Source organism: Janthinobacterium sp. BJB426 (assembly GCF_002735705.1).
Lineage (GTDB): Bacteria > Pseudomonadota > Gammaproteobacteria > Burkholderiales > Burkholderiaceae_D > Janthinobacterium.
This window is the reverse complement of sequence record NZ_PDZL01000006.1, coordinates 134472-152493: the sequence shown is the minus strand read 5'-3', so window position 1 is coordinate 152493 and position 18022 is coordinate 134472. Positions and strand designations below refer to the sequence as shown.

General features: G+C 63.0%; 19 protein-coding genes. 8 read left to right on the top strand and 11 right to left on the bottom strand.

Annotated elements, in window-relative coordinates:
* Window positions 1-106: 106 nt before the first annotated feature.
* From CSQ93_RS12400 to CSQ93_RS12375, 6 genes are all read left to right on the top strand, one after another.
* Window positions 107-808, top strand: a complete 702-nt coding sequence (locus tag CSQ93_RS12400) for a pirin family protein (RefSeq protein WP_099378314.1) — start codon at window positions 107-109, stop codon at window positions 806-808.
* 29 nt (window positions 809-837) lie between these two features.
* The gene (locus CSQ93_RS12395; RefSeq protein WP_099378313.1) at window positions 838-1224 is read left to right on the top strand and encodes a DoxX family protein; all 387 of its coding nucleotides are present in this window, start codon (window positions 838-840) and stop codon (window positions 1222-1224) included.
* A 160-nt stretch (window positions 1225-1384) separates the two neighbouring features.
* Window positions 1385-3628, top strand: coding sequence for a PhoX family protein (locus CSQ93_RS12390; RefSeq protein WP_099378312.1), 2244 nt, complete (start codon window positions 1385-1387; stop codon window positions 3626-3628).
* A 220-nt stretch (window positions 3629-3848) separates the two neighbouring features.
* On the top strand, window positions 3849-4502 hold the full coding sequence (gene ribA / locus CSQ93_RS12385) for a GTP cyclohydrolase II (RefSeq protein WP_099378311.1): 654 nt from the start codon (window positions 3849-3851) through the stop codon (window positions 4500-4502).
* Between the two features lie 71 nt (window positions 4503-4573).
* Window positions 4574-5977, top strand: coding sequence for a S1 family peptidase (locus CSQ93_RS12380; protein ID WP_099378310.1), 1404 nt, complete (start codon window positions 4574-4576; stop codon window positions 5975-5977).
* Window positions 5974-6954 carry an FHA domain-containing protein gene (locus CSQ93_RS12375; protein WP_099378309.1) on the top strand — a complete coding sequence of 327 codons (981 nt, stop codon included), beginning with the start codon at window positions 5974-5976 and terminating at the stop codon, window positions 6952-6954. Before CSQ93_RS12380 ends, CSQ93_RS12375 begins: the two co-directional genes overlap by 4 nt.
* Before the next feature lie 96 nt (window positions 6955-7050).
* Here CSQ93_RS12375 and CSQ93_RS12370 read toward each other — a convergent pair whose 3' ends face one another.
* A complete protein-coding gene (locus CSQ93_RS12370; protein WP_099378308.1) occupies window positions 7051-7707 on the bottom strand; it encodes a CCXG family PEP-CTERM protein in 657 nt (218 codons plus the stop codon).
* A gap of 518 nt (window positions 7708-8225) precedes the next feature.
* On the opposite strand from CSQ93_RS12370, the gene CSQ93_RS12365 reads away from it, so the two are divergent.
* Complete coding sequence (locus CSQ93_RS12365) at window positions 8226-8564, top strand: MmcQ/YjbR family DNA-binding protein (protein ID WP_099378307.1); 339 nt, start codon at window positions 8226-8228, stop codon at window positions 8562-8564.
* On the opposite strand, the gene CSQ93_RS12360 is transcribed toward CSQ93_RS12365, so the two are convergent.
* Window positions 8565-9185 (bottom strand): TetR/AcrR family transcriptional regulator, encoded by a 621-nt coding sequence (locus CSQ93_RS12360; RefSeq protein WP_099378306.1) that lies wholly within the window; start codon window positions 9183-9185, stop codon window positions 8565-8567.
* A 91-nt stretch (window positions 9186-9276) separates the two neighbouring features.
* Here CSQ93_RS12360 and CSQ93_RS12355 point away from each other — a divergent pair, with 91 nt between their 5' ends.
* Window positions 9277-10491, top strand: a complete 1215-nt coding sequence (locus tag CSQ93_RS12355; protein WP_099378305.1) for an MFS transporter — start codon at window positions 9277-9279, stop codon at window positions 10489-10491.
* A gap of 3 nt (window positions 10492-10494) precedes the next feature.
* Here CSQ93_RS12355 and CSQ93_RS12350 read toward each other — a convergent pair whose 3' ends face one another.
* The 9 genes from CSQ93_RS12350 to CSQ93_RS12310 are packed head-to-tail and all read right to left on the bottom strand — an operon-like array spanning window position 10495 to window position 17995.
* The gene (locus CSQ93_RS12350) at window positions 10495-10797 is read right to left on the bottom strand and encodes a hypothetical protein (RefSeq protein WP_199534382.1); all 303 of its coding nucleotides are present in this window, start codon (window positions 10795-10797) and stop codon (window positions 10495-10497) included.
* 57 nt (window positions 10798-10854) lie between these two features.
* Complete coding sequence (locus CSQ93_RS12345; RefSeq protein ID WP_099378303.1) at window positions 10855-12018, bottom strand: PQQ-dependent sugar dehydrogenase; 1164 nt, start codon at window positions 12016-12018, stop codon at window positions 10855-10857.
* A 36-nt stretch (window positions 12019-12054) separates the two neighbouring features.
* On the bottom strand, window positions 12055-12558 hold the full coding sequence (gene ispF, locus CSQ93_RS12340; protein WP_099378302.1) for a 2-C-methyl-D-erythritol 2,4-cyclodiphosphate synthase: 504 nt from the start codon (window positions 12556-12558) through the stop codon (window positions 12055-12057).
* A gap of 13 nt (window positions 12559-12571) precedes the next feature.
* Window positions 12572-13303 carry a 2-C-methyl-D-erythritol 4-phosphate cytidylyltransferase gene (ispD, locus tag CSQ93_RS12335; protein ID WP_099378301.1) on the bottom strand — a complete coding sequence of 244 codons (732 nt, stop codon included), beginning with the start codon at window positions 13301-13303 and terminating at the stop codon, window positions 12572-12574.
* 12 nt (window positions 13304-13315) lie between these two features.
* A complete protein-coding gene (locus CSQ93_RS12330) occupies window positions 13316-14011 on the bottom strand; it encodes a hypothetical protein (protein WP_233516156.1) in 696 nt (231 codons plus the stop codon).
* A gap of 8 nt (window positions 14012-14019) precedes the next feature.
* Window positions 14020-14592, bottom strand: a complete 573-nt coding sequence (locus tag CSQ93_RS12325) for an NUDIX domain-containing protein (protein ID WP_099378299.1) — start codon at window positions 14590-14592, stop codon at window positions 14020-14022.
* A gap of 57 nt (window positions 14593-14649) precedes the next feature.
* The gene (locus CSQ93_RS12320) at window positions 14650-14973 is read right to left on the bottom strand and encodes a DUF2818 family protein (protein WP_099378298.1); all 324 of its coding nucleotides are present in this window, start codon (window positions 14971-14973) and stop codon (window positions 14650-14652) included.
* A 3-nt stretch (window positions 14974-14976) separates the two neighbouring features.
* Entirely contained in the window at window positions 14977-16479 is a 1503-nt protein-coding gene (gene nuoN / locus CSQ93_RS12315) for an NADH-quinone oxidoreductase subunit NuoN (protein WP_099378297.1), read from the bottom strand.
* Window positions 16480-16495: 16 nt separating this feature from the next.
* Entirely contained in the window at window positions 16496-17995 is a 1500-nt protein-coding gene (locus CSQ93_RS12310; protein ID WP_072452736.1) for an NADH-quinone oxidoreductase subunit M, read from the bottom strand.
* Window positions 17996-18022: the final 27 nt, after the last annotated feature.

Here is an 18022-nt window from a genome sequence, read left to right as displayed (position 1 = left end):
GCCTATACTTTGTTCATCGTACTGCGAAGGGCAGAGGCCACGGCACAGCGCCAGGCAACGGTCCTTCGAAATTATCGCACATTAACTTATAGAAACGGAGTCCTCCATGTTACAGATTCGTCATAGCGAAGAACGCGGCGCCGCCAACCACGGCTGGCTCAATTCCCACCACAGCTTTTCCTTCGGCAGCTACCACGATCCGCTGCACATGGGCTTTGGCCCCTTGCTGGTGATCAATGAAGACAGGGTCACGCCTGGCCAGGGTTTCGGCACGCACGGCCACCGCGACATGGAAATCATTTCGTATGTGCTCGACGGCGCGCTGGAGCACAAGGACAGCATGGGCACCGGTTCCGTCCTGCACTACGGCGATGTGCAGCGCATGAGCGCCGGCAGCGGCGTGCGCCACAGCGAGTTCAACCACTCGGCAACGGATGGCTTGCACTTCCTGCAGATCTGGATACAGCCGAACGTGACGGGCATTCCCCCCAGCTATGAAGAGAAACACTTCACGCCGGAAAGCAAACGGGGCAAGCTGCGCTTGATCGCCTCCTCCGACGGCCGCCAGGGTTCCGTGCTGATCCACCAGGATGCGGCGATCTACGCCAGCATCCTGCAGGAAGGCGAACAGGCCGAACATGCGCTCGACGAAGGCCGCCTCGCCTATGTGCACCTGATCCGCGGCAGCCTGGTCGTCAACGGCACGCCCTTGAAAGCGGGCGATGCGCTGAAATTGACGCAGGAAGCGGCCGTGAGCATTACCCAGCCGGAAGACGCGGAATTTCTGCTCTTCGACCTGCCTAAATAATTGATAAAAATAAAGAAAAGGAAACAAACATGAAAAATAATACGGATATCCTGCTGCCCCTCGGCCGTGCCGCCCTTGGCGTGCTGTTCTTTGTCTCGGGCTTGCTGAAAATCGGCGGCTTTGCCGGTGTGGCCGGTTACATGGCCAGCCAGGGCTTGCCGATCGCCAATATCTTGCTGGTGGGCGTGATCGTCCTGGAAGTGGGCGGCGGCTTGCTCTTGATCACGGGCTGGCAGGCGCGCTGGGCGGCGCTGGCCCTGGCGCTGTTCCTGATCCCGACGACGCTCATCTTCCACGCCTTCTGGAGCGCCGATGCGGCCCACTTCCAGGACCAGTTGACGAACTTCCTGAAGAACCTGTCCATCTTCGGCGGCATGCTGTTGCTGGTGGAGCGCGGTTTTCGCCAGGCCAGGTAAGACCAAGGCTGCCTGACCGGACGGGCCCGTCACGGACGCGGTCCGCCCGGCCGGCCGGCAGCCTGTCACCGTTTTGTCATCAAGCTGACATGGCGCGGTCACATACACTGACTATCATGCGGTTGCCATTTAATCACGCAACCACAGGACATCGCAGCCCATGAACAAGCCCAACGATCTGGCCATCCGCGCCACCGATCTGAACGACATTGACAGCAACGCGTCCCACGACAACCATTTCAACAGCATCCTGAGCGCCCGCCTGAGCCGCCGCAACTGGCTGCGCGGCAGCGCCGTCACGGCCGCTACCGCCGTCATGGGTTCGATGGGCCTGTCCGCTTGCGGTGGCGGCAGCGACGCCATCGCCGTCACGCCGACGCCGACACCGACGCCCGAAAAACTGCTGGCCTTCACGGCCGTGCCGAAAAGCCTGGCCGACGTCGTGTCGGTGCCGGCAGGCTACACGGCCACGGCCCTGTATGCGCTGGGCGACTCGCTGCGCGCGGCCACGCCAGCGTACAAGAATGACGGCAGCGATACCGATTTCGACAACCGCGCCGGCGACCACCACGACGGCATGGAATACTACGGCCTGTCCGCCGCCGGTGCGCCGCTGGCGTCCGGCGCCGAACGGGGCTTGCTGGCGATGAACCACGAAGCGACCACGGACGAAACACTGTCCTCGCACTTCCTGCACGTGAATGGCGGCACCACCTCGCTGCCGCGCCCCGCCGCCGAAGTCGACAAGGAAGTGGCCGTCCACGGCCTGAGCGTGGTGGAAGTCAAAAAGACGGGCAGCGCCTGGGCCACCGTCAACGATTCCGCTTTCAACCGCCGCGTCACGCCGCTGACGGACATCGAGCTTGCCGGCCCCGTGCGCGGCAACGCCCTCGTCGTGACCAAGTATTCGCCGACCGGCACCAAGACGCGCGGCACCATCAACAATTGCGGCACGGGCAAGTCGCCATGGGGCAGCTACCTGTCCGGCGAAGAAAACTGGGCCGGTTACTTCACCCGCTCGGCCACCGACAATGCGGCGCGCGGCGACAAATCCGTCGCTTCGCTGAACCGCTATGGCCGCAGCCAGGGCGGCGCCTCGCGCCACGGCTGGGAAACGGGCGGCAGCGACGACAAATACGCGCGCTGGAACCTGAGCAAGATCGGCGCATCCGCCAATGGCAGCGACGATTACCGCAATGAATTGAATGGCATGGGCTACATCGTCGAGATGGACCCGTACGACAAGACCAAGGCCATCCGCAAGCGCACGGCGCTGGGCCGCTACGCGCACGAAAGCGCCGCCTTCAGCGTGCCGGCCGTGGGCCAGCAACTGGCCGTGTACATGGGCGACGATTCGCGCAACGAGTACATCTACAAATTCGTCACGACCGCCGTCTGGGCCGCCGCGGACGCCAATCCGGCCGACCGTATCGCCACCGGCGACAAATACCTCGATTCGGGCAAGCTGTACGTGGCCAAGCTGGCCGCCGACGGCACGGGCCAGTGGATCGAGCTGGCCATGTCGAACGCGCTGATCCAGGCGTACAGCGCCTACAAGTTCGCCGACCTGGCCGACGTGCTGGTGAATGCCCGCCTGGCGGCCGACGCCGTGGGCGCAACAAAAATGGACCGCCCGGAATGGTGCTCGGTCAATCCGGCGAATGGCGAGATCTACTACACGCTGACCAACAATTCGAACCGCACCGTCAATCCGAGCGGCTCGTCGCAACTGGCGCCGGACAGCGCCAACCCGCGCGCCTACACGGACATGAAGGGCACGACGGCGCAAAACGGCAATCCGAACGGCCATATCATCCGCTTCAAGGAAGGCACGGGCGCGGCCGCGGCCACCAGCTTTACCTGGGATGTCTACCTGTTTGGCGCCGAGAGCGGCGCCGACGCCAGCAAGATCAACCTGTCGAACCTGACGGCCGAGCAGGATTTCTCCAGCCCCGACGGCCTCGCCTTCAGCCCCTACACGGGCATCTGCTGGATCCAGACGGACGATGGCGCGTACACGGATGTCACCAACTGCATGATGCTGGCGGCCATCCCCGGCAAGGTCGGCGATGGCGCCAAGTCGACCCTGAACTACGCGACGGCGGCCGGCGGCAACCTGGCCGTCGACACCTTCATCGGCAAGAAACCTACGGCCGACACGCTCAAGCGCTTCCTGGTGGGGCCGGTCGGTTCGGAAATCACGGGCATCAGCGAAACGCCCGATGGCAAGACCATGTTCATCAACATCCAGCATCCGGGCGAAAATACCAAGCTGGCGAATATCGGCGATCCGTCCAAATACACGAGCCAGTGGCCGGCCAACGCCGGTTATGGCGCCGGCAAGCGTCCCCGCTCGGCCACCATCGTGATCACCAAGAACGACGGCGGACGCATCGGCAGCTGATGCACCGTGCCTGGCGGCAGCCGCCGCCAGGCAAAGCCGGCAATTCACCTTGTAAAAGAAGGAAGTGCCCCTAAGTAAGGCTTATCACCAGACATTGCAACGACCGAATGGCAGCCAGGGAAAACGTTTCCCTGCTTTTTGGTATGATGGCAAGGCGCGCCGGCACCGGAGTGGTGTCACGCGCCTTTTATTTTTGATAATTACTTATATGAGCACAACCATGCAAAGCGGCGCAGACCTCCTGGCGACAGGCGAATTGGATTACACGACTTCCTGCGCACTGCCGACGCCGTGGGCCCAGTTCACCCTGCACGCCTTTGTCGAACACGCCACGGGCAAGGAACACCTGGCCATGGTGCTGGGCGATATCGGCAACGGCGAACCGGTGCTGGCGCGCGTGCATTCCGAGTGCCTGACGGGCGACGTGCTGTTTTCGCAGCGCTGCGACTGCGGCGCGCAGCTTGAAGGCGCCTTGAAACGCATCGCCGAGGAAGGTCGCGGCATCTTGCTGTACCTGCGCCAGGAAGGACGCGGCATCGGCCTGATCAACAAGATCCGCGCCTACCGCCTGCAGGAAGCGGGCGCCGACACGGTACAGGCAAATGAGCAGCTGGGTTTCAAGGCCGACGCGCGCAACTACACCTTGTGCAAGCCCATGTTTGCACAGTTCGGCATTAATAGCCTGCGTTTGATGACGAACAACCCGCGCAAGATCGCCGCCATGGAAGCGCTGGGCATCACGGTGGCCGAACGGGTGCCGCTGCTGGTCAACCGCAACGCCTTCAATCAGCATTACCTGAATACCAAGCAAAGCAAGCTCGGCCACATGATGACGCCGGAAACGGCACCGGCGCTGGAAGACGGCGCCCTGTAGTCCCCCGGGCCGGCGCGCAGCGGCGCGTCACCCGGGCGCCGGCCTCGCTCCTGCTCACGCACAAAGGATGCATGAAATTATCTAACTACGCCTGCTTGCTGGCCAGCCTGTGCGCTGGCGCAGGCGCACACGCGGCGCAGGCGCCTGCGCCAGCCGCGCTCCCCACCGCATCGACTCCCCCCATCAAGCCGCCGCCGGCCACCGCCGCGCCCGCCGCCACCGAACATGCGGCCCTGCCGCCGCCCTCATCGGCCGCGCAAAAGCTGTACACGGCCGCGCGCGCCGACATCCTGCAAGTGCGCGTGCTGCTGAAGAACGGCCGCACGCAATCGTCCGTCGGCTCGGGCTTTTTGATCGGCACGGGCGACTTGGTGGTCAGCAACTATCACGTCGTGTCGCAATTCGCCCTCGACCCCGATACCTATGTGGGCGAGTGGGTCGACACGAGCGGCCAGCGCGGCAATGTGGAATTGCTGGCCGTCGACGTGCTGCACGACCTGGCGGTATTGCGCGTGAACCGCCACGGCACGGGTTTCTTCAAGATGCCGGAGCCGCTGGCGCCGCTGACCCAGGGCCAGTACCTGTATTCGATGGGCAATCCGCTGGACCTGGGCTTCGCTATTTCGGAAGGCTCGTACAACGGCGTCGTCACGCGCAGCTTCTACGACCAGCTGATGTTTACGGGACCGATCAATTCCGGCATGAGCGGCGGCCCCAGCGTCACCGCGAATGGCGACGTCGCCGGTGTGAACGTGTCGAAACGCCTCGACGGCGAACTCGTCAGTTTTCTCGTGCCCGCCCGCTATGCGCAGCAATTGCTGGCCAAGGTGGCGCAGCAAGGCAAGCCGCCGAAGGACTTCAAGCCGCTGGTGACGGCGCAACTGCTGGCGCACCAGGAAGTCATGCTGGCGCGCCTGCTCGATACGCCCTTGAGCCTGAAAGCCATGGGCCCGTATCGCGTGCCCGTGCGCGAGTCCGACCAGATGCGCTGCTGGGGCCGCTCCAACGTCAAGTCCGACAAACCCTACATGCTCGACAACACCAGTTGCGCCATGGAATCGGCCATCTTCATCTCCGGCGCCCTGCAGACGGGGCAAGTGTCGATGCGCCACGAATTTTTGCGCAGCAGCGAACTGGGCCCGCTGCGCTTTTCCGAGCTGGCCAGCGCTTCGTTCAAGAATGAAAGTTTCGGCAGCTACAAGAGCGTGAATCTGACCGGCCCGCAATGCACCGAACAGTTCGTCAAGAACACCACCCTGCCCCTGCGCGCCATCCTGTGCGTGCGCGCCTACCGTAAGTTTACGGGACTGTACGACTTTGCCCTGCTGGCCGCCAGCACCGATGAGCCACTCATGAGCCTGCAAAGCCGCATCGACGCGCGCGGCGTGTCGTACGCCAACGGCATGCGCGTCACGCGCACCTTCCTCGAAGCGCTGTCGCGCGCGCCCTCCACCACCAGCAGCCGCAAGCCATGAAAGCACCATACTTCATCGAAATCCTCGCCGAGAATGGCGAGGTGCGGCAACGCCAGCGGATCGAGTCCCTGCCGATCCGCATCGGACGTGGCTACGACAACGACTTCATCCTCGACGACGCGCATACGGCCGCCGCGCACGCCATTGTCGAGGACGACGGCGCGGGCGGCCTGCTGCTGCGCGACCTGGGCAGCCAGAATGGCGTGATCCACCGGGGACAGCGGCAACTGCAAGTGGCCATGAGCGGCAACAGCATCGTGCGCCTGGGCCACACGCGCCTGCGCGTGCGCGCCAGCGACCAACCGGTGGCGCCCGAACTGGGCGACACGACCAGGCACGACTGGGAAGGCTTGCGCCCCGCCGTTGCCGGCCTGACCATGATCGGCGCCTCGGCCGCCTTCAGCAACTGGCTCAGTGATGCGGACGCCTTCGAACCCATTTCCTACCTGATGATCATCGCCTACGCGCTGGCCGGTGGCCTCGTGTGGGCGTCGATCTGGGCCGTGGCAAACCGCCTGTTTGGCCATGTGGCGCGCTTCGGTCGCCACCTGTTCATCATCGGCTGCGGCTTGCTGGCCATGGAAGTGTGGGAATTGGGCAGCAACGTGGCGGCGTATGCGCTGTCGCTGGAAGTGCTGACGCGCTACGGACGGCATATGTTCATCGTCATTGTATGCGTCATGATCTACTACCATTTGTGCACGATCAAGCCGCAGCATCCGCGCCGCTTCGGCCTCGTCGCCATCGTGCTGGCCATCCTTGGCTCGACCCTGATCCTGCTGAGCAACCTGCAGGCCAGCGGCCGCCTGGCCGACGAGCCCTACATGTCCGTGATCTATCCGCCAGCCTTACGCCTGAGCCCGAATCACACGACGGACGCCTTCTTCCGCGATGCGGCCAGCCTGCAGCGCGCCGTCGACGCCGAGCGCGGCCAGGCGGCCAAGGGCGCCGACGAAGACGAAGACAGCGGCGATTAAGCCGCCATGCAAAAAGCCCGCCGTGTCCTAGCAGACAGGCGGGCTTTTTTACGTGCGCCGCGAGGCGCGCAGAAGAGTGCTACTTAAGACTTGCGCTTAGAACTTGTCATCTTGCTTGCGGCGCGCCGTGAAGCCCAGCAAGCCCAGGCCGATCAGCAGCATGGCATAAGTGCTTGGTTCCGGCACGGCCGACACCAGGCCATCGGTGCTGGAAAAGCTGGCGAAATTGTTGTTGCCCGCCTTGAACTGGACTTGCTGGCCGCCATCGCAGCAGTTTTCCAGGCCAAAGATGCTCAAGGTGTGGTTGCCGGCCGACAAGGTACCCGAACCGCCGAGGAACTGGCTGCTGCTATTGTAATTGCCAGCCCACCACAAGTCGCTGCTCTTGAAATCCAGCGCAACGCCGTCGAGGAACAGGGCGCCGCCCTTGCCGAAATCGACGCCGCTGCGGAAGCTCCAGGCACCCGCATCGGCTGCGCTGACGCCAAAATTGATCACCGACTTGAAGGCAACGTTGCTGCCGGCGCCAAACAGGCTGCTATTCGTGAAGTTGTTGTAGCTGGCGATCGTTGTCGTGCCATAGCCGGCGCCCGGCGTGGCCACGGCGGCATTCACCACGGACTGGTAAGCGGCGGCGGAAGCTTGCGCGCCGGCGTTCGAATAGCCGGTGGACACGGTGATGGTGCTGGCGTTCGCGTGGGAAAACACACCAGCGACGATCAGGGACAGGGCGAATTTAGGCAAGTTTTTCATGATAAGTATCCAGTCAGTAAGTATTCAACGGGCGCAACAGGCGTGAAGGCGCTTGAGCTGAATACACGCTGCATTGAGGCGTGTCGGCGTAGCGCAAGAATTGCAAGGATGAGCGGTCGGGGACGTGGCTTCCGCAAAACAGCGCGGACTTGCGGCGTGCCATGGCGGCACTGCAAGCGTCCTGGAAAGGGTTCGGGTTCCCGGGACAAAACCAGACAGTTGACGGGTCAGGTGAAACGTTGAATCTATTCTATCTTAAATTCCCTAGAAGAAAAGTATTTTTCTTTTAGTCATGTAAGATACTTTTATGACAATCACACGCAAACAGGCTGAACAGGCCTGCTTGGACGGGCATTTTGCCCCTGGAGCGGTAGCCGGACCTGTCGCGCAAGCGCCACAAGCGCGCGCGACAGTGTCGCATCGTGCGCATTTCTTTTCGCATGCCGCTGCACCACGGGGCGAAACAGCATGGCAAAATGTAGTCACGCTGCTATCTGTCCGAACTGGGGGAAAGAGGAATGGTCGACCTGGAAGAACTACGCTATCTGGCACTGTCGTTTCCCGACGCCACCGAGGAAGAACACCACGACCGTCCGGCCTTCCGCGTGGGCGGGAAGATCTTTGCCACCCTGCCCGATGACGAGCACATCAACGTTCTGCTCGATGCGGAAGCGGCGCATATCGCCACCGTCATCACGCCGTCAGGCTGCGAGAAGCTGTGGTGGGGCGAACGCCTGGCCGGCATCACGGTGCGCCTGGCGGATGCCGAACTGGACATGCTGGCCGCCGCCCTGACGGCCGCCTGGCGGCGCAAGGCGCCCAGCGACCTGGCCAAGACCATCGCCCCGACAGGGTAGTTACAGCGGCCAGTTGCGCAGCAGCAAGCCCACCATCTGCTGCAATTGCTCGCGCGAGACGCCGGCGGCCGCCTGGATGGCCATGCCCTGCGACAGGGTCACGACAAAGCGCGCCTGCTGCTCGGGGCAGGAATCGGGCGGCAAATCCCCCTCTTCCTTCGCGCGCCGCAAGCGGTCGCGCAACTTGATCTCACCGCGCAGCCGGCGCGCGAACAATTCATCGCGGATCGGCAAGGCATCGTCGCTGCAGGCCAGCGCCGCATTGACGCCCATGCAGCCGTGCGGACCGTCCGGCATGGTTTGCGCGTCGACATACTGCGTCAGCAAGGCTTCCACCACCTGGCGCGCCGTCGGCTGTTCCAGCGCCGCGTCGAAAAACCGCATGCGCGTGTCACTGTAGCGCTCGAGCGCCTTGTGGAACAATTGCTCCTTGTTGCCGAACACGGCATACAGGCTGGGCCGGTTCATGCCCATGGCCTTCGTCAATTCCGGCAGGGAACTACCTTCATAACCCTTTTCCCAGAACACTTTCATGGCGCAATCGAGCGCCTCGTCCGCGTCGAACGTGCGTGGCCGCCCCGTTTTCGCCTTGACGGCTTCCTCTTTTTTATCTTGTTTCATACCGTTCGGTAAAAAATTATTGACAACAATGTCCGCCTGCCCTGATTATATACCGACCGGTTAAAAACCTCCGGGCTTTTCAGGAACCCCTATGCACACACCTTCCAACCCTACTGACGACGATACCACCGTGGCGCCGTGGCTGGCCGTCTTGTCCGTCGGCATCGGCGCTTTCGCCCTCGTCACCTCCGAATTCCTGCCCGTCGGCCTGCTGCCGGCCATGGCCGCCGAACTGGCCATCAGCAAGGGCCAGGCTGGCTTGATGATCACCACGCCCGGCATCGTTGCCGCCTTTGCCGCCATCTTCGTCACCGTCGGCTCGGGCCGCCTGGACCGCCGCATCGTGCTGCTGGCCCTCACGGCCCTGCTGGTCGCTTCGAACCTGCTGGTGGCGCTGGCCCCCTCGTATGCGTGGATACTGCTGGGCCGCGCCATGCTGGGCGTGGGCGTGGGTGGCTTCTGGGCCATCGGCAGCGCCATCGGCCCGCGCCTGGTAGCGCCGCAGCATGCGTCGCGCGCCATGTCCATCATCTTCGCCGGCGTCTCGCTGGGCACGGTGGCAGGCGTGCCGGCTGGCGCACTGGTGGGCGAACTGGTGGGATGGAGAGTGGCTTTCGGCGCGGCCAGCGCCATTGCCGTGCTGGTCTTCCTCGGCCAGTTATTGCTGCTGCCCAAACTGCCACCGACACAGGCCATCCGCTTGCGCCAGTTGCCGATGATTTTCGGCATCCGCAAGGCACGCCTGGGCCTGATCGCCACGGCCATGATCTTCACGGGCCAGTTCGCCGCCTACACGTATATTGCGCCCTTCCTCACGCAAATCTCGCACCTGGCGGCCGGCACCGTCAGCGCCATGCTGCTCGTGTACGGCGCTTCCGGCTTCATCGGCAACCTCGTGGGCGGCTGGGCCGCCGGCCGCTACGAACGGGCCGCGCTGATGGTGACGGGCGCCGTGCTGGGCTTGTCCACCTTGGCCCTGGCTGCGTTCGGCAGCCATTCGCTCACCGCCATGCTGCTGGTGGCCGTGTGGGGTTTCGGTTTCGGCGCCATGCCGATCGCCGTGCAGACGTGGATGTTCAAGGCGGCGCCGCACTTGATGGAAGGCAGCAGCGCGCTGTTTGTCGCCATCGTGCAAGTGTCGCTGGCGTCCGGCGCCTTGCTGGGTGGCATGGCCGTCGACCGGCTAGGCGTGTCCAGCGCGATGGTGGTAGGCGGCCTGTTCGCCCTCGGCTGCGCTCTGACGATCGCCATCTTCGGCAAGCCGCAGGCCAGCGTCAAGGCCGGCGCGGCCTGCATCGCATCGTAGGTATCAAATGCGGCCGCGGCGAAATTCGCCGAGAAATTTCGTCACTTCGGCCGGCGTCATCACCACGTCCGCGTCGCCGTGATATGCGTACAGGAAAGGCGTGCCGCCCAGGCGGTCCGTCAGCTTGGCAAAGAGCAGAAAACGGCTGCCAAGCGGATAGCGCTGCAGGTTGACGAGGCGGCGCGAACACTGCACGGCCAGTTCCGGTGAAAAAGCCTGGCCCGGCACGGGGCGGATTTCCACGCGGCCATGAACCGCGCGCGATTCGACGGCGACGTGCCGGTATGCATAAGTATCACGGGCCATGCCGCCACCTTGAATGAAGTAAAGGCGCCATCTTAAGCGAAGTGGGCGCCTGCCGTGTTACTGCGGCACGATGCGCAGCAAGCGTCCCTTGTCTTCATCCGTCAGCGCGTACAGATAGCCATCCGGCCCCTGGCGCACGTCGCGCACGCGCGCGCCGATGGACAGGCGGTCCTGCCCCGTCACCTTGCCATTTGCATCGACGGCGATGCGGCGGATATCCTGGGCCGCGAGGCCGCCGCTGAAGATGCTGCCGCGCCAGGCGGCAATCTTGTCGCCCGTGTAGACGGCCAGCCCCGACGGCGCCGGCGATGGCACCCAGGCCACGCTCGGATTGAGCATGCCGGCCACTTCATGCTTGCCGACCGGTTCGTGCGTCTTGTAGTCGGCGCCATAGCTTTGCAAAGGCCAGCCGTAGTTGCCGCCCGCCACCACCAGGTTCAGCTCGTCGCCGCCGTACGGACCGTGTTCCGTGGCCCACACGCGGCCGGAGACGGGATCGAGCGCCAGCCCCTGCACGTTGCGATGCCCATACGACCAGATTTCCGCCAAGGCGCCCTTGGCCGCCAGCGGATTGCCGGGCGCCGGTTTGCCCTCGTCCGTCAGGCGCAGGATGGAACCCTGGTGCGTGGCCAGATTCTGTGCCTGCTCGCGCGCCAGGCGGTCACCGATGCGCAACGGCGGATTGCCGCCATCGGCCACGCTCATCAGCAAGGTGCCGTCCGGCAGCCACAGCAGGCGTGAACCGAAGTGCTGGCCGCCGCTCTTGTCCGTGGCGACCTTGAACAGTGTCTGGATGCCCGTCACCTTCTTGCCGTCGAACACGCCGCGCACGAGCATCGTGCGGTTGGCGTCATTCGTGCCCGTCGACACCGTCATGTAGACGCGTGGATTCGGCTTGCTGGCATCCTGCGGGTGAATCACGATATCGAGCAAACCGCCCTGCCCGCCCGTAAATACCTTGGGCATGCCTTCCAGCGCCACGTCCTCGAATTTCTTGCCGTTCAGCAGGTGCAAAGTGCCCTGCTTGCTGGTGACGAGCGCGCGCCCCTCGCCCAGCCAGGCGATGCCCCACGGCTGGCGCACGCCCTGCGCGACGGTCTCGGCCTTCCAGCCCTGTTTCGCGGCGGGCGGCTCGCCCGTGGCTTGCAGTTCGGCCCAGGCCGATGGCGCGGCGGTCAGTGCCCATGCAAGCACAATGCTGATACGGCGTCGCTGGAACATGCTCTCTCCTGTCAGTGGTCGATGGTCGGTGGCGTATCAGGCGCGCAGCAGCAAGGCCACGGCTTCGGCCGCGATGCCTTCTTCCCGGCCCAGGTAGCCCAGTTTTTCATTCGTCTTGGCCTTGATGTTGACCTGCCCCACACTCACGCCCAGGTCTTCCGCCACATTGGCGCACATGGCGGCGATGTGCGGCGCCATTTTCGGGCGCTGGGCGATGATGGTGGCGTCGATATTGCCGATGATATAACCGGTCGCCTGCACGCGGCGCACGGCTTCGCGCAGCAGGGTGCGCGAATCGGCGCCCTTGAATTGCGCGTCCGTGTCGGGGAAATGGCGGCCGATGTCGCCCAGGGCAGCGGCGCCGAAGATGGCGTCGGTAATGGCGTGCAGCAGCACGTCCGCGTCGGAATGGCCGAGCAAGCCCAGGTGATGGGGGATCTTCACGCCACCGATGATCAGGTCGCGGTTTTCCACCAGCGCGTGGCAGTCATAGCCCTGGCCGATGCGGAAAGGCAGTACGGGAGTGGTGATGGTCGTCATGCGGTCTTTCTGTTCAGGATTCAAGGATGGGCCAAGAGTGGGCCAAATATAGCTCGGCCGTGTGTATGTCGCGCGGCAAGGTCACCTTCAGGTTGCGCGGGTGGCCCTCGATCAGTTTCGGCGCCAGGCCCAGCGCTTCGACGGCGCTGGCGTCGTCGGTAATCGCTTGCGGATCGGGCGCTTCGGACAAGGCTTGGTGCAGCAACGCATAGCTGAACATTTGCGGCGTCTGCGCCAGCCACAGGCCGTCGCGCGGCACCGTCTGCGTCGACAGGCCGCCCGGCCCGGCCCGCTTGACGGTATCGACCACGGGCAAGGCCAGCAAGCCGCCGGCCGGATGCGCGCCGACTTCGGCAATGAGTTTTGCGATCAGTGCCGGCGTCAGACCAGGGCGCGCCGCGTCGTGCACCAGCACCTGGTCGTGGGCAGCTATGCTGCCGTGCAGCGCCTGCAGGCCATTCAGGATGGTTTCCATGCGCGTGGCGCCGCCGCAGCGCAACACCGATACGCCAACCCCTGCGCCGTGTTCCGGCACGACAGTATCAATCATGCCATCCTCCGCGCTGACGACGACATACGTGTGCGCGATCAGGGGGCTGGCGAGAAAGGCGTCGAGCGCGTGGCGCAGCATGGGCTTGCCGGCGATGGGTAAATACTGCTTGGGACTGCCCGCTTCCATGCGCGCGCCCACGCCGGCGGCGGGGATCAACGCAAAGTAACGGACGCTATTCGGTGCTGCTGTCATGCCATTCCTTGTCTAGTTGCCGGGCGCTGTCTTGCCCGTCAGGATATTCTGGATCTCGCCCTTGCAGGCCTTGCCCAGGCGCGCATATTCTTGCGGAGAATCAATGGCCGCCTGCAAGGCTTCCACCTTGCGCATTTCGGCCTTGACGTATGGCAACCAGCCCGTGTCGATCTCGCGCGCCAGCGCCGCCTTGGCCGTGCCGCTGGGCGCATACAGCGGCCGCGCCTCGAAGCGCTTGGCCAGCGCCGCGCGCACGGTCTTTTCAACGCGCGGCAAGTGTTCCATATAGGTTTTCATGTGCCGCAGCTCGTGCGCAAGTATCTCATCATACGCGCAAGTGCCGGGGGCAAACTCGCGGCCGATATAGATCACCACGGGCGCATACGTCAGGGTCACGGTGATCTGCGGCGCCACGCATTCATAGCCGCTGGCCGGGTCCTGCAGCATGGGACCGGCCAGGGCGATGGCCACGCGCGAATCCGTCTTCGTCAATCCCAGCACCCAGGTATTCGCGCGCGCCGTACCCTTCATCACCGTCAACGCCTTGTACGGCAGATGCGTGTCGATGCTGTAGCCGTTCTGCTGCGCCGTCAGCACGGACACCGTCTTGCTGATCGTGTCCTCGCAGCGCACCTGGAACGGCGTGCGCGCCTGCGCCTGCGCCTCCAAGGTGATGCAGGTCAGCAGCAGAAAAAGAACCGTGCGCATGCGCAGGATCAAGCTGCTTGCCAGGCGCCGCTGGTAATCTTGTCGAGCCAGAAGATGCCGATGACGGTTTTCACGTCCGTGATCGTGCCATCCTTGACCCAGTCCAGCAGCTGCGGCACGGTGGCCGTAAACGTTTCCAGGAATTCGCCTTCGTCGAGCTGGCGTTCGCCGGCCACCAGGCCGCGCGCCAGGAACAATTCCAGGTGTTCGTCGGAATACGCGATGGCGTTATGGATGGTGGAGACGAATTGCCAGTCGCTGGCCGTGTAGCCCGTTTCTTCCAGCAACTCGCGCTGGGCGCACGCCAGGTGCGATTCTCCCGCATCGATCTTGCCGGCCGGGAATTCAATGAAGACCCGGTCCAGCGGATAGCGGTACTGGCGCTCCATCAGCACCGTGCCATCGTCGAGCAGCGGCAGGATGACGACGGCGCCCGGATGCAGCACGAATTCGCGCGCCGTGATCTTGCCATCAGGCAAGGCAACACGGTCGCGCTGCACGCGCAGGAAGCCGCCTTGGTAGACGAGCTCGCCATCGACCTTGGTTTCAATCAATTGCGTATCAGTGGCTTGGGTATCCATGGGATTCCTTTATTCAATAAAAAACGGCGCCAGAGGCGCCGCTTTCGGAGATGTTGCCTAGCGGCGTTTGCGTAAATAACGGCTCACAAACCCCGGGAAAGCCAGCACCAGGAACAGACAGCCTGTGATGGCGTAGAACTCCCACGTTTGCGGGAAACCGTTGCCGATGCGCGCTTCGAGCGCGAATGCCACGGCGCCGACGATGAAGTACAGAATCACCATCTCCAGCAGGCGCAGCGCCAGCGGCTTGCGCCAGCCCTGCTCTGCTTGCGCCGCCTTTTTCAAGGGTACGGCGGCAAACAGTTTCTCGTTCAGGAAAGGCAGGTTGGCGCCCAGGATACCCAGGGCGATCACCAGCCAGCTCGAAGCGGTGACATCCATCGGTCAGGACGCCAGGGTCTTGGTGATGGCGGTCGCGCAGGCAGCCAGAATGCTGTTAGGCATCACACCCAGCGCCAGGACGAACACGCCGTTCAAAGCCAGCACGACGCGCATGTCGCCATGCACGACCAGCGCATTGCTGTCCGTCGGCTCGTCAAACCACATCATTTTCACGACGCGCAGGTAGTAGAAGGCACCGATCAGCGAGAACAGCACGGCAGCGATGGTCAGCCACAGCTGGCCCGTGGCCAGCACGGAGGCCAGCACCGAGTACTTGGCCATGAAGCCCATCAGCGGCGGCACGCCGGCCAGCGAGAACATGAACAGGGTCATCACCAGCGCGAAGATCGGGCTGCGTTTGCCCAGGCCCTTGAAGTCGGCCAATTCTTCTGCTTCGAAACCATTACGTGCCAGCAACATGATCACGCCAAAGGTACCCAGCGTGGTGAACACGTAGGTGATGACGTAGTACATCGAAGCGCCGTAGGCGGTGGCTGCGCCAGCCGCGTTCAGGGTGTTGTTCGGTGCGTCAACGGTACCGGACAGCAAGCCCAGCAGAACGAAGCCCATTTGTGCGATGGTCGAGTACGCCAACATACGCTTCAAATTGGTTTGCGCGATGGCGGTGAAGTTACCGATGGCCAGCGACATCACGGCCAGCACCAGCAGCATTTGCTGCCAGTCATGCGCCATCGGCAGCAAGCCTTCGGCCAGCAGGCGCAGGGTGATGGCGAAGGCAGCCAGTTTCGGCGCCGCGCCCAGCAGCAAGGTCACTGCCGTCGGCGAACCTTGATACACGTCAGGCACCCACATGTGGAATGGCACGACGCCCAGTTTGAAGGCCAGGCCGGCAACGAGGAACACCAGGCCGAAGACCATGATGGTGCCGTTGGTCTTGCCGTTTTCCAGCGCCACGCGCAGTTCGCCCAGGTCCAGCGTGCCGGACGCGCCGTACAGCATCGAGATACCGTACAACATGAAACCGGAAGCCAGTGCGCCCAGGATGAAGTATTTCATGGCCGCTTCCGTGGCCTTGGCATTGTCACGGCGCAAAGCGATCAGTGCGTACAGCGACAGCGACATCAGTTCCAGACCCAGGTAGATGATCAGGAAGTTGTTGGCCGAGATCATGATCATCTGGCCCAGCAGTGCAAACAGGGCCAGCACGTAGAACTCGCCGCCCAGGTTACCCGACAGCATGTTGCGGTCGGTGGCATAGGCACGCGAGTAGATCAGGGTCAGCGCCACGGCGCCGTACGAGAACAGTTTCAGCAGCTGCGACATCGGGTCCGACACGAACATGTTGTGGAACGTGTAGACGGTGGTGCCCGCGTTGAAGTCGCCCACGGTCAGCAAGGCGCAGCCGGCCAGGGTCAGCAAGGCCAGCACGTAAGTGATCGAACGCTTCGCCGCAGGCAAGAACATATCGATCAGCAAGAGCGCCGACGTGGCGATCAGCAGAAAGATTTCCGCGTACAGCGGTACCAGATTAGGTGCATTAGTCATGTTATCGGTCTTCTATTTAAGGCAACTTGCTGGTGGCGACATGCTGCAGCAGGTCAGCAACCGAAGTTTGCATCGTGTCGGTGAACGGGGCTGGGTACAGACCCATCACGAGCACGGCGATGGCCAGCACAGCAAGCATGAAGAATTCACGTTTGTTGATGTCGGTCAGTTCGGCCACATGCTTGTTCTTGATCTTGCCGAACACCACGCGCTTGGCCATCCACAGCGAGTACGCCGCGCCCCAGATCAGTGCCGTTGCAGCCAGCAGACCGATCCAGAAGTTGTATTTCACTGCGCCCAGGATCACCATGAACTCGCCGACGAAGCCGGAAGTGGCTGGCAGACCGCAGTTGGCCATCGAGAACAGCACGAAGAAGGCGGCAAATTTCGGCATGCGGTTCACGACGCCGCCGTAATCGGCGATATTGCGGGTATGCATGCGGTCATACAGCACGCCGATGCACAGGAACATCGCGCCGGAGATGAAACCGTGCGAGACCATCTGCACGATACCGCCCTGCACCGAAATGTCGTTGAACATGAAGAAGCCCAGGGTGACGAAACCCATGTGCGCGATCGACGAATAGGCGACCAGTTTTTTCATGTCGGTTTGCACCAGGGCAACCAGACCGATGTAGATCACGGCGATCAGCGACAGGGTGATCATGAAGCCCGACAGGTAGTGGCTGGCGTCCGGCGTGATCGGCAACGAGAAACGCAGGAAGCCGTAGGCGCCCAGTTTCAGCATGATGGCGGCCAGCACGGCGGAACCGCCGGTAGGCGCTTCCACGTGGACGTCCGGCAGCCACGTGTGGACAGGGAACATCGGCACTTTCACGGCAAACGCCATCAGGAAGGCCAGGAAGATGAAGATCTGTTCGTTCATCGTCAGCTTGAACGCATGCCAGGCCAGGATGTCAAAGGTGCCCGACACATTGCGCAGGTAGATGATGGCAACCAGGGTCAGCAGCGAACCGAAGAAGGTGTACAGGAAGAACTTGAACGACGCGTACACGCGGTTCGAACCGCCCCAGATACCGATGATGATGAACATCGGGATCAGGGTTGCTTCAAAGAAGAAGTAGAACAGCAAGCCGTCCAGCGCGCAGAACACGCCGATCATCAGGCCCGACAGGATCAAAAACGAGCCCATGTACTGGGCGATGCGCTTCTCGATCACTTGCCAGGCCGAAATGACGACGATGACGGTGATGAACGCCGTCAGTGGCACGAACCACAAGGACAGGCCGTCGATACCCAGCGAGTACCAGATATTGAAGGTTTCAATCCACGGTGCTTTTTCGACGAATTGCATGCCGTGTGCGGCGTTGTCGAAATGCTGGATCAGCGGCAAGGTGCACAGCATGCTGAGCACGGCGCCAGCCAGCGACAGCCAGCGGGTAAAGCCCGCTTTGCTGTCACGGCCGAGAGCCAGGATCAGGACGCCGCAAATGATCGGCACCCAGATCGACAGACTCAGGTAAGGAGGTAGTGTAGAAATCGTAGACTGCATCATGGTTCTCAGTATTCTTTTATCAGGTCA

Excerpts from the sequence above, each read along its gene's own strand:
- CSQ93_RS12400 (WP_099378314.1), top strand. The coding sequence starts at position 107 with ATGTTACAGATTCGTCATAGCGAAGAACGCGGCGCCGCCAACCACGGC.
- CSQ93_RS12395 (WP_099378313.1), top strand. The coding sequence starts at position 838 with ATGAAAAATAATACGGATATCCTGCTGCCCCTCGGCCGTGCCGCCCTT.
- CSQ93_RS12390 (WP_099378312.1), top strand. The coding sequence starts at position 1,385 with ATGAACAAGCCCAACGATCTGGCCATCCGCGCCACCGATCTGAACGAC.
- ribA (WP_099378311.1), top strand. The coding sequence starts at position 3,849 with ATGCAAAGCGGCGCAGACCTCCTGGCGACAGGCGAATTGGATTACACG.
- CSQ93_RS12380 (WP_099378310.1), top strand. The coding sequence starts at position 4,574 with ATGAAATTATCTAACTACGCCTGCTTGCTGGCCAGCCTGTGCGCTGGC.
- CSQ93_RS12375 (WP_099378309.1), top strand. The coding sequence starts at position 5,974 with ATGAAAGCACCATACTTCATCGAAATCCTCGCCGAGAATGGCGAGGTG.
- CSQ93_RS12370 (WP_099378308.1), bottom strand. The coding sequence starts at position 7,707 with ATGAAAAACTTGCCTAAATTCGCCCTGTCCCTGATCGTCGCTGGTGTG.
- CSQ93_RS12365 (WP_099378307.1), top strand. The coding sequence starts at position 8,226 with ATGGTCGACCTGGAAGAACTACGCTATCTGGCACTGTCGTTTCCCGAC.
- CSQ93_RS12360 (WP_099378306.1), bottom strand. The coding sequence starts at position 9,185 with ATGAAACAAGATAAAAAAGAGGAAGCCGTCAAGGCGAAAACGGGGCGG.
- CSQ93_RS12355 (WP_099378305.1), top strand. The coding sequence starts at position 9,277 with ATGCACACACCTTCCAACCCTACTGACGACGATACCACCGTGGCGCCG.
- CSQ93_RS12350 (WP_199534382.1), bottom strand. The coding sequence starts at position 10,797 with ATGGCCCGTGATACTTATGCATACCGGCACGTCGCCGTCGAATCGCGC.
- CSQ93_RS12345 (WP_099378303.1), bottom strand. The coding sequence starts at position 12,018 with ATGTTCCAGCGACGCCGTATCAGCATTGTGCTTGCATGGGCACTGACC.
- ispF (WP_099378302.1), bottom strand. The coding sequence starts at position 12,558 with ATGACGACCATCACCACTCCCGTACTGCCTTTCCGCATCGGCCAGGGC.
- ispD (WP_099378301.1), bottom strand. The coding sequence starts at position 13,303 with ATGACAGCAGCACCGAATAGCGTCCGTTACTTTGCGTTGATCCCCGCC.
- CSQ93_RS12330 (WP_233516156.1), bottom strand. The coding sequence starts at position 14,011 with ATGCGCACGGTTCTTTTTCTGCTGCTGACCTGCATCACCTTGGAGGCG.
- CSQ93_RS12325 (WP_099378299.1), bottom strand. The coding sequence starts at position 14,592 with ATGGATACCCAAGCCACTGATACGCAATTGATTGAAACCAAGGTCGAT.
- CSQ93_RS12320 (WP_099378298.1), bottom strand. The coding sequence starts at position 14,973 with ATGGATGTCACCGCTTCGAGCTGGCTGGTGATCGCCCTGGGTATCCTG.
- nuoN (WP_099378297.1), bottom strand. The coding sequence starts at position 16,479 with ATGACTAATGCACCTAATCTGGTACCGCTGTACGCGGAAATCTTTCTG.
- CSQ93_RS12310 (WP_072452736.1), bottom strand. The coding sequence starts at position 17,995 with ATGATGCAGTCTACGATTTCTACACTACCTCCTTACCTGAGTCTGTCG.